This is a genomic window from Mesorhizobium sp. M4A.F.Ca.ET.020.02.1.1 (assembly GCF_004022645.1).
Lineage (GTDB): Bacteria > Pseudomonadota > Alphaproteobacteria > Rhizobiales > Rhizobiaceae > Mesorhizobium.
This window is the reverse complement of record NZ_RZOI01000170.1, coordinates 1-9,517: the sequence shown is the minus strand read 5'-3', so window position 1 is coordinate 9,517 and position 9,517 is coordinate 1. Positions and strand designations below refer to the sequence as shown.

Genomic DNA, 9,517 nt, shown 5'->3' with positions numbered 1-9,517 from the left:
GGCCTGCGTGATCTCGACCTTGCCGGACAGGATGAGGATCAGGCCGGCGGGCTCGGGCCGCGCGAGGCGATCATCTCCTACGGCGCCGGCAACTTCATCGGCGAGCTGGCGCAGCTTTCGAGCCGGCCGTCGCTGGTCAATGCTGAAGCCACCGAGCCTGTCGAAGCCTTCGTCATCCCCTCGCAGCGGCTGCGCGACCTGATGGTGCAGGAGGCCAACCTCGGCGAGCGGATCATGCGGGCGCTGATCCTGCGCCGCGTCGGCCTCCTGGAAAGCGGCATCAGCGGACCGATCATCATCGGCCCTTCCGGCAATGGCGACGTGCTGAGGCTGCAGGGCTTCCTCACCCGCAGCGGCCTGCCGCACCGCGCGCTCGATTCCGACACCGATCCCTGCGCCAGGACGCTGACCGAGCGTTTCCATGTCGATCCCCATCATTTGCCGATCGTGCTCTGTCCCAATGGCAAGCTGCTGCACAATCCGGGCGAAAGCGACCTCGCCCGCTGCGTCGGCCTGCTGCGGCCCGTCGATGCCAGCAAGGTCTACGACGTGGCGATCGTCGGCGCCGGGCCGGCGGGACTGGCGGCTGCGGTCTACGCAGCCTCCGAAGGGCTGTCGACGATCGTGCTCGACTGCCGCGCCTTCGGCGGGCAGGCGGGGGCGTCGGCGCGCATCGAGAACTATCTCGGCTTCCCGACCGGCATCACCGGCATGGCGCTGATGGCGCGTGCCTACAACCAGGCGCAGAAGTTCGGCGTCGAAATGGTGATCCCCGACGAGGCAAAGCTGCTCAGCGGCGACAGCAACCTGTCCGGCTACAGGCTCGATGTCGGCGATGGCGAGACGGTGCACACGCGCACGGTGGTGATCGCCAGCGGGGCGCGCTACCGCCGCCTCGATGTCGCCAATCTGGCGCAGTTCGAGGGCACGTCGGTGCACTATTGGGCGTCGCCGATCGAGGCGCGGCTTTGCCGGGATCAGGAGGTGGCGCTGGTCGGCGCCGGCAATTCGGCCGGCCAGGCGGCGGTCTTCCTGGCCAGCCAGGTGGGCAAGGTGACGCTGCTGGCGCGCCGCGGCAGCCTCCACGAGACCATGTCGCGCTATCTGGTCGAGCGCATCCAGGCGCAGCCGAACATCGAAGTGCTGCCCGAGACCGAAATCGTTGCGCTGGAAGGTCGCCAGAGCAACCTCGAGCGGGTGCGCTGGCGCAACCGAGCGACCGGCGCCGAGACGACGCGGCCGATCCGCCATCTCTTCCTGTTCATCGGCGCCGACCCCAACACGGACTGGCTGGCGAAATGCAACGTGGCGCTCGACGCCAAGGGTTTTGTCCGCACCGGAGCGGAGGTAGCGCCGCGACATGGCCTGATGGAGACGAGCCGCAGTGGCGTGTTTGCCATCGGCGACGTTCGCTGCGGCTCGATCAAGCGCGTCGCCGCCGCCGTCGGCGAGGGCGCCCAGGTGGTGGCGGCGCTGCATGCCTATCTTGCGCAGAACGGCGGCGGCGTTCAATCCGAACCGGCGAGGAGATCGTAATGGACGAATGCCGGCACACGAGCGACATCAAGGACGTCACGCCGAGCGCGCTCGGCTGCGAGGAATGCCTGAAGAGCGGATCGTGGTGGGTGCATCTCAGGCTCTGCCGCACCTGCGGCCATGTCGGCTGCTGCGACGACTCGCCCAACCGCCACGCCACCAAGCATTTCCACGCCACCAGCCATCCGGTCATCGAGGGCTACGACCCGCCGGAAGGCTGGGCATGGTGCTATGTCGACGAGGTGTTCATCGACCTTGGCGACCGCACGACGCCGCAGAACGGGCCGATCCCGAAGTTTGTTTGAGTTTTTTGCGCCGGCCAAGGTGGCGGAACATGTCGATGGCGGTTTAATGACGTGATGAAGGCCAAGCTTCCAGACAAAGCCCGCAAGAGCCTGTCCGTCGCTCGCATCGAGCCGAGAGAGGTGATTGAGCGAACGCTAATCACGGTCACGCCAGCAGCCTACGCTCAGTTTGACGTCCAGCTTGATGCGCCTCCGAAGCCCAACGAGAGATTGCGCAAAACGATGAACGCCCTCTGCCTTGGAAGGATGAATAACAATCTCGCGACGAAACCGCCCTACTTCACCGAACTGGTGACGGTGCGGTCGAGGGCGCCGGGATCGCGGTTGTTGCCGGCGAGCGCGCCGATGATCAGAAGGCTGACGATGATCGGGACAAACAGCATGGCGACACGCGCCTGGACGTAGAAAATGGCGCGCCATTCGTTGCGTTTTTCGGGGTCGTCGTTCATCGCGCTCACTCTGTCCTGCCTCCCGAGGCGGGAGATAGTAGCGAAGCGTTAAACAACCCCTTCCGAATCCGTTAACTCGCGAATTTCGAACGGTCTGCCGCGGCGCGAAAGTTCGTGTCGACAAGACCGCTGCACGCTGTTGGCGCCAATGCTCAGCTCGGCCAACCGGATCAACTGATCGGCAGGGCAAACAGCCTGCCTCCGGCCGGCACCACGTCGTCGATGCCGGCAAGCCGCAGGCAGTGCCAGGCCATGGCGTGGTTGGACGAGGTGACGGGAATGCCATGCGCTGCTCCAGCGCCGCAACGGCCTCGGCGACGCGCAGGCTGGTGCAGGAGATGAAGATCGCGTCCACGCCGGGCACCGCGGCCATGCGCTCGGCCGCCGCCTCGATCGAGGCGAGCGAGATGCGGGCGGCCTCGCGGTCGTCGCGCCGGTCGAAGGTGGCGACAGCGGCGATGTCGAGGCCCCGGCCGGTGAAATAGGCGACCAGGCCCCGGTTGATCTCGGGCGCGTAAGGCGTCAGCAGGCCGATGCCCCTGACGCCGAGCGCCTTGAAGGCGGCGAGCGCGCCGGTGACCGGCGTGGTGCAGGCGACGCCGGGCCGCGCCTTGCGGATCTCGGCGAACACGGCTTCCTCGCCCAGCGTCATGGTCGCCGAGGTGCAGCCGAAGCCGACGACGTCGAGCGGGATGCTGGGCAGGATCAGGTCGACGGTCGGCGCGATGCGCGGGCCGATGGCGCGCAGCGTTTCCGGCGTGATGTCGTTGTCGTTGAAGAGACGCGCCTCGTAGAAGGCGACGCCGGGAATGCGCACCAGCGCGCGGAACTCGTGCTCCAGCGTCTGGTCGGTGGCGAGGATCGCAAGCCCGATCGCCGCGCGCGAAGCGAGGCCGCCGTCGATCTCCGAGGGCAGAACGCCGAGATCGACAGGTTCCGAAGCGGCGAGGGGCGCGGCGGCAAGGTTGGCGGACATGGCGTTCCCTTTCTTGTCAGAGCGGGATCGATCCTGCTCTCAGTTCAAAAGTCCATCCATCGAAATCGCCGGCCGGCGCCCGCCGATCAGGTCGGCGGTGATGCGGGCCGAGCCGTGCGACATGGTCCAGCCGATATGGCCGTGCCCGGTGTTGAGGTAGAGGTTGCGCAGCCGCTGCTGTCCGAACTCCGGCAGGTTGTTCGGCGTCATCGGCCTGAGGCCCGCCCACATCTCTGCGCGGTCGTAATCGGCGCCTTCCGGGTAGAGCTCCTCGGTCACGCCTTTCATGAAGGCGAAGTCGGCCGGTCTGTGGCCGGTGTCGTAGCCGGCGAATTCGGCCGTGGCGGTAACGCGCAGGCGGTCGCCGAAGCGCGAAATGGCGACCAGATTGTGCTCGTCGACTGAAGCGATGGTCGGCGGCTGCGGGCGATTGCCGATGGGAATGGTCAGCGAATAGCCCTTGATCGGATAAATCGGCAGGCTGATGCCGACGGCCTTGGCGATCAGCGGGCTGTAGGAGCCGAGCGCCAGCACATAGGCATCGCCCTTGAAGACGCCCTTGTCGGTCCGCACCTGCGCGACGCCGTCGCCCGAGGTCTCGATGCCGGTGATGGTGGTGCCGGTGCGGATTTCGCCGCCGCGCCCGGCGATCTTCGCCGCCAGTGCCCGGGTGAACTTCGCCGGGTCGCCGGTCTCGTCGGTCGGGCAATAGATGCCGCCGGCGATCTTTCCCCGCGCCGAGGCCAGCGACGGATCGAGTGCCACGACGCCCTCGCGATCCAGCAGCCTGATCTCCTGCCCGTCAGACTCCAGCAGCTTCATATGCTCGACGCCTTTGTCGAGCGCCTGCTGGCTGCGGTGGAAATACAGGATGCCGCGATCGTTGCGATCGTAGTCGATCGCCTCGTCGGCAATCACCTCGCGCAGCACGCTCTGCGAATAGGCGGCAAGGCGATGCTTGAGCAGCGTGTTGCGCCTGGCCTTTTCCGCCGTGCACTCCATCAGGAAGCGCCACGACCAGCTGTAGAGCCTGGGATCGGCCGACATCCTGAAGCGCAGCGCCTGGTCCTTCAGCACCAGCGATTTCAAAAGGATCATCGGCGCTTTCGGCGAGGACCAGACGAAGGAATGGCCGGGCGCGATCATGCCGGCATTGCCCCAGCTGGTCTCGGCGGCGACTTGCGGCTGGCGCTCGATGAGCGCCACCTCGTGCCCGTCCTTCTGCAGCTGGTAGGCGGTGGTGACGCCAACCACGCCGCCACCCAGCACGATCACGCGCATGACGCCTCCGGAGATCGCAAAGCGGGGGCAGTTTAGTGAGGAATCGGGATTTGCAAAGGAGGAAGCCGCCAGACTGGCTGGCGTGGCCCAGCAACTAACTTGGACCGACACAATTTGGTCGGTTCGTGCTTCCGTGGGTCGTCTGTATCAGAGTGCGCTACAGCTTTTCCAGTCGCAAAGTGACCGCCTTCGGCATCGTGAAGTTTCCATCTCGGCCACCGGAAGTGTCGAAACAACAGTGATTCGCCGAAGAGCTTACGTTCACCTGAAAGGTTACCTTGCCTGCCGGCAATGAATACGTCCCCCCATTGTTGTAGAAATTAGGATTGAGCAGATTGGGTCCCTCAATGGTATCCATCTGATTGGCTTGCGTAATATCAAGCGTAGCCGACTCGCCGTTCAGCTTCGCAACGACCAACGCCAGCGAGTAGTTTGCGCGTAGGGGCGAATCCGCCGTCGGCTTGATGCTTACGGTCACTCTGTATTGGCCGGCTTGTGTCGGAAGAGGGCAGGCCCAATTCGCAGAGCCTGGGACGCCAAAACTAGGCAACGGGTCGGATGTTTCGCTAATGTTGCACTCCGCAGCGAGACGGTCCTCCGGGGGAATCGTCTTCGGGAGGGCTGTCAAAACAACTACGTCGCCAGCACCCGCTGCGGCAGCATTGACAATTAGCTGCTCGTCGTCTCCGCCTGGTTTCGGGCGCCTTACCGTGATGAGTTGAGTGTCGGCAGTCAGGGATTTGGGAAGCCCTTTGGCGCGCTTCGCCGCACTACCAGACCACTTAACTTTGATCGGGTTCGGCATTTTGCCGGAAGGATTGTATATAACCCTGAAGGTCACCTCGTTTTTCGTGGCTCTCTCGGGAATGATCGACACTGCTCTGCGCTGAGAAGCAGCCTCTTCTTTAAGACACGCCTGATATGCCGCCAATGAATTATCGTCGAGGCCCGTCCAGGCTATGTTCGTGAAAGATTGCTTAGTGAGCGATTCGTTACTGTTATTGCTCAGCGTCTTAATATTCTGCTGAAATCTGCTCCAATCGGCTCCCATAGGAACGCCATATATCACGGCGTTCGCGCCAGCAGACTGCTTTATAGTATCGTACTGGCCCTGGCTGACGTTCCTTGCAGAACGCCAGTCGCTGTACGCAAAATCCACTTTGCTGTAGGTAGCAATGACGAGAGCTGTGTCGCAGTCGGCTGCGAAAGCACTGCTAGAAAGAGGCCACAAAAGTGAGCAAAAGAAGCTTATCCATAGCTTAGCCAAATTACCCTCCCCCCGATGAGCAACTACGTATTAAGGCATCACTCCACCTTTGTTTGCAAGGGCTGCCGACAAATATTCGCCGACCTGATGATCGCGCTGGCATAACGCAGAGGTGTGCCGATGCTCCGAGCGCTTCCTTTAGCCCAGCGCCTGCTCCAAATCCGCGATCAAATCATCCCCATCCTCGATGCCGGCCGAGAGCCTGACCAGCGAATCCGATATCCCGATCGCGCCGCGCTTCTCCGCCGGGATCGAGCCGTGCGTCATCAGCGCGGGATGCTCGATCAGGCTTTCGACGCCGCCGAGGCTTTCGGCCAGCGTGAACAGCTGCGTGCGCTCGAGGAAGCGTTTCGTGCCGGCAAGGTCGCGGTCGAGATCGACCGAGATCATGCCGCCGTAGGCGTGCATCTGGCGTTTGGCGATTTCGTGCTGCGGGTGGCTGGCGAGGCCGGGATAGATGACGCGGCGCACGTCGTTACGACTTTCCAGCCACTCGGCGATCTTCAGGCCGTTGGCGGAATGGCGCTCCATCCGCAGCGCCAGTGTCTTGATGCCACGCAGCGCCAGAAAGGAGTCGAACGGGCCGGAGATGGCGCCGATGGCGTTCTGCAGGAATTTCAGCCGGTCGGCCAAATCCTGGTTGTCGCCGACCACGGCGACGCCGCCGACCATGTCGGAATGGCCGTTGAGGTACTTCGTCGTCGAGTGGACGACGATGTCGATGCCGAGCTCGAGCGGGCGCTGGATGTAGGGGCTGCAAAAAGTGTTGTCGGCGACGGTGAGCAGGCCCTTGCGCTTTGCCAGCGCCGCCACCGCTTCGAGGTCGACGATGCGCAGCAGCGGGTTGGTCGGCGTCTCGACCCAGAGCAGTTTCGTCTCCGGGCGGATGGCGGCCTCGACGGCGGCAAGGTCGGTGAAGTCGGCGAAGCTGACCTGCAGCCCGGCCGAGCGCTTGCGCACCCGCTCCAGCAAGCGAAACGTGCCGCCATAGATGTCGTCGGTGGCGACGATATGGGCGCCGGCATCGAGCAGCTCCAGCACGGTCGAGATCGAGGCCAGGCCGGAGGCGAAGGCGAAGGCTTTGGTGCCGCTTTCGAGATCGGCCACGGCGCGCTCGAAGGCGAAACGGGTCGGGTTCTGGCTGCGGGCGTATTCAAACCCCTTGTGCACGCCGGGCGACTGCTGGCCGTAGGTGGAGGTGGCGTAGATCGGCACCATCACCGCGCCGGTCGTCGGGTCGTGACTCTGGCCGCCATGGATGGTGCGGGTCGAAAAGGCCAGGCGGTTCTTGCCCGGTGTTCCGTGTACGGTCATCTTGCGCGGCGCCTCAGATGGTTGATCAGGTCGATGCGGGTTATCAGGCCGATGAACTCCTCGCCGTCGAAGACGATGGCGACCTCGTTACGGTCGAAGACAGGCAGCAGCGCATCGAGCGTCTGATTGGCCTGCAGCGTGTGCAGATTGGAGGTCATGGCGGTGCGCACCGGACCGTTGAAGCGGTCCCAGCGACCGTCATAGGGGCCGTCGACCTTGGCCAGAATGTCGCCCTCGTCGACGATGCCGACCAGCTTGCCATTGTCGAGCACCGGCAGTTGCGAGACATCGGAGCGGCGCATGCGGCCATAGGCATTGAGCAGGCTTTCCTCGGGGCCGACCCAGACCGTGTCGCCGGTGCGGTGCGAACGCATGACGAGGTCACGCAAATCGCCATGCTGTTCCTGCTCGGCCAGGCCCTGCTCGGCCAGCCAGAAATCGTCGAAGACCTTCGACAGGTACTTGTTGCCGCTGTCGCAGACGAAGGTGACGACCCGCTTGGACACCGTCTGCTCGCGGCAATAGCGGAGCGCGGCCGACAACAGCGTGCCGGAAGAGGAGCCGGCCAAAATGCCTTCGCGGGAGAGAAGATCGCGCACCGCCAGCATGCTCTGCTTGTCGGGGATGGAATAGGCCTTCCTGACCAGCGACAGGTCGGCATTGGGCGGTACGAAATCCTCGCCGATGCCTTCGACGGTCCAGCTGCCGGCCTCTTCCATCTTGCCGGTCTTGATCAGCGGCGCCAGCACCGAGCCGACCGGGTCGGCCAGCACCATCTCGGTCTTCGGCGAATGTTTCGCGAAATAGCGGCCGAGCCCGGTCAGCGTGCCGCCGGAGCCGACGCCGACCACCGCCGCGTCGACATCGCCGTCGAGCTGGGCGAGGATTTCCGGGCCGGTGGTGGTCTCGTGCGCCAGCGGGTTGGCCGGATTGGCGAACTGGTTGGCATAGAAGGCGCCGGGCGTTTCGGCGGCGATCTTCTCGGCCATGTCCTGATAATATTCGGGATGACCCTTGCCGACATCGGAACGGGTCATGCGCACCTCGGCGCCGAGCGCGCGCAGATGCTGGATCTTCTCGCGCGACATCTTGTCGGGGACGACGAGGATTATGCGGTAGCCCTTGGGGATGCCGACCTGGGCAAGGCCAAGGCCGGTATTGCCGGCGGTCGCCTCGACTATTGCGCCGCCGGGCCTGAGCTTGCCCTGCCGCTCGGCGGCGGCGATCATCGACAGCGCGATGCGGTCCTTGATCGAGCCGCCGGGATTCTGGCTTTCGAGCTTGATGAACAGCCGGCACTTGCCGGTGTCGAACTTGGTCAGCTCGACGATGGGCGTCTGGCCGATCAGGTCGAGCACCGACGCATAGGGCGGACGCAGGCGGGAGAGGGTGCTCTCGGGCGGGGCACTGGCGGGTGCGGCTTTCCTGTGCTCGCTCATGTCAGGCGCTCCATTGGTCAAAACCTAGCGTCTTTTCCAGCCGATCGCAGCCGGAAAGAAGATAGACCGTGCCAATCAAGTGGCCAGACGGGGAATGAAATTCCTCCCGCTGCGTTCGTCATCCTCGGGCCTGATCCGAGGATCCTGGATGGGCTTCGGCTCGTCGCGAAGATTCATGCGAGAAGGATCGCCAGCGCTCGTTCCATGCTGGCTGCTCAGATGCGCGAGCGGATCGCCCAGCCGAGCCCGAGCAATCCCACCAGCATCGTCAGTATTCCGATATAGAGCCATTGCGTCTGGCCGGTCATGAAGCTTCCCCGGACAAGACCCAGGCCCTGAAGGGACCAGAGCAGGCCGATCGCCAGCACGATCAGGGCCAGCACAAACCGCATCAATCGCATCGGTGGAATTCCCTTCGCAAGTCGATCGTCAACTCAGTCACGGCAGCAATGAAAGAGCGGAAGGAAGCGATCCAATCGTGTCCCTCTGTACTTGCGTATTGATGCCCGATCCAGCCAGACACGGCCAGAAGACCGGCGCGAATGATCATCGAGAATACGCCGCGCAAGGCGGGAAGACTCATGACAAACTGTTTCCCGGCGACTCCAAACGTGTGCCATTGCCATGGAACCGCCAGATGACGGCCGCATTTCCTGCCTTAATTGCTTCATAACGGCTGGGGTCTGTCCAAACGGAGCCATTCCCCAAAGATGATGAAGACAAAGCAAACCGCGCTTGTCGCGGTAACGGTAGCGGCTGGCCTGATGGTCGGCGCCTCCACCTCCTCCGCCGCCGCCCAATGCGGCCGCGCCTCCTGGTATGCGCTGCACTCGCGCACTGCTTCCGGTGAACGCATGAACCCGTCGGCGCTGACCGCCGCGCACCGCACCTTGCCCTTCGGCACCAAGCTCAAGGTGACCAACAAGAACAACGGTCGCAGCGTCGTGGTT

General features: G+C 63.9%; 9 protein-coding genes. 3 read left to right on the top strand and 6 right to left on the bottom strand.

Annotated features, from left to right (window positions below; translation table 11 throughout):
• Both EN742_RS13515 and EN742_RS13510 read left to right on the top strand, forming a co-directional pair.
• A partial coding sequence (locus EN742_RS13515; RefSeq protein ID WP_128332901.1) for an FAD-dependent oxidoreductase occupies positions 1-1,536 on the top strand: 1,536 nt, incomplete at its 5' end.
• Positions 1,536-1,841: a UBP-type zinc finger domain-containing protein gene (locus EN742_RS13510; protein WP_126057302.1), complete on the top strand. Its 306-nt coding sequence runs from the start codon at positions 1,536-1,538 to the stop codon at positions 1,839-1,841. The genes EN742_RS13515 and EN742_RS13510, both read left to right, overlap by 1 nt.
• A 135-nt stretch (positions 1,842-1,976) precedes the next feature.
• Here the strand turns inward: EN742_RS13510 and EN742_RS39345 are convergent, their stop codons facing one another.
• The 6 genes from EN742_RS39345 to EN742_RS13470 all read right to left on the bottom strand — a co-directional run bounded on the left by EN742_RS39345 (position 1,977) and on the right by EN742_RS13470 (position 8,968).
• Positions 1,977-3,266, bottom strand: coding sequence for a hypothetical protein (locus EN742_RS39345; RefSeq protein ID WP_245455296.1), 1,290 nt, complete (start codon positions 3,264-3,266; stop codon positions 1,977-1,979).
• 39 nt (positions 3,267-3,305) lie between these two features.
• Complete coding sequence (locus EN742_RS13490) at positions 3,306-4,547, bottom strand: D-amino acid dehydrogenase (RefSeq protein WP_126057304.1); 1,242 nt, start codon at positions 4,545-4,547, stop codon at positions 3,306-3,308.
• Between the two features lie 157 nt (positions 4,548-4,704).
• The gene (locus EN742_RS13485; protein WP_127405737.1) at positions 4,705-5,814 is read right to left on the bottom strand and encodes a hypothetical protein; all 1,110 of its coding nucleotides are present in this window, start codon (positions 5,812-5,814) and stop codon (positions 4,705-4,707) included.
• A 138-nt stretch (positions 5,815-5,952) separates the two neighbouring features.
• Complete coding sequence (locus EN742_RS13480) at positions 5,953-7,128, bottom strand: cystathionine gamma-synthase (protein WP_126057306.1); 1,176 nt, start codon at positions 7,126-7,128, stop codon at positions 5,953-5,955.
• A complete protein-coding gene (locus tag EN742_RS13475; RefSeq protein ID WP_127405736.1) occupies positions 7,125-8,567 on the bottom strand; it encodes a pyridoxal-phosphate dependent enzyme in 1,443 nt (480 codons plus the stop codon). Before EN742_RS13475 ends, EN742_RS13480 begins: the two co-directional genes overlap by 4 nt.
• Before the next feature lie 215 nt (positions 8,568-8,782).
• Entirely contained in the window at positions 8,783-8,968 is a 186-nt protein-coding gene (locus EN742_RS13470; protein ID WP_126057308.1) for a hypothetical protein, read from the bottom strand.
• A 309-nt stretch (positions 8,969-9,277) separates the two neighbouring features.
• On the opposite strand from EN742_RS13470, the gene EN742_RS13465 reads away from it, so the two are divergent.
• On the top strand, positions 9,278-9,517 hold a 240-nt coding region (locus EN742_RS13465), incomplete at its 3' end, for a septal ring lytic transglycosylase RlpA family protein (protein ID WP_128332900.1).

Coding starts and splice junctions, on each gene's coding strand:
- EN742_RS13510 (WP_126057302.1), top strand. CDS start 1,536: ATGGACGAATGCCGGCACACGAGCGACATCAAGGACGTCACGCCGAGC.
- EN742_RS39345 (WP_245455296.1), bottom strand. CDS start 3,266: ATGTCCGCCAACCTTGCCGCCGCGCCCCTCGCCGCTTCGGAACCTGTC.
- EN742_RS13490 (WP_126057304.1), bottom strand. CDS start 4,547: ATGCGCGTGATCGTGCTGGGTGGCGGCGTGGTTGGCGTCACCACCGCC.
- EN742_RS13480 (WP_126057306.1), bottom strand. CDS start 7,128: ATGACCGTACACGGAACACCGGGCAAGAACCGCCTGGCCTTTTCGACC.
- EN742_RS13475 (WP_127405736.1), bottom strand. CDS start 8,567: ATGAGCGAGCACAGGAAAGCCGCACCCGCCAGTGCCCCGCCCGAGAGC.
- EN742_RS13470 (WP_126057308.1), bottom strand. CDS start 8,968: ATGCGATTGATGCGGTTTGTGCTGGCCCTGATCGTGCTGGCGATCGGC.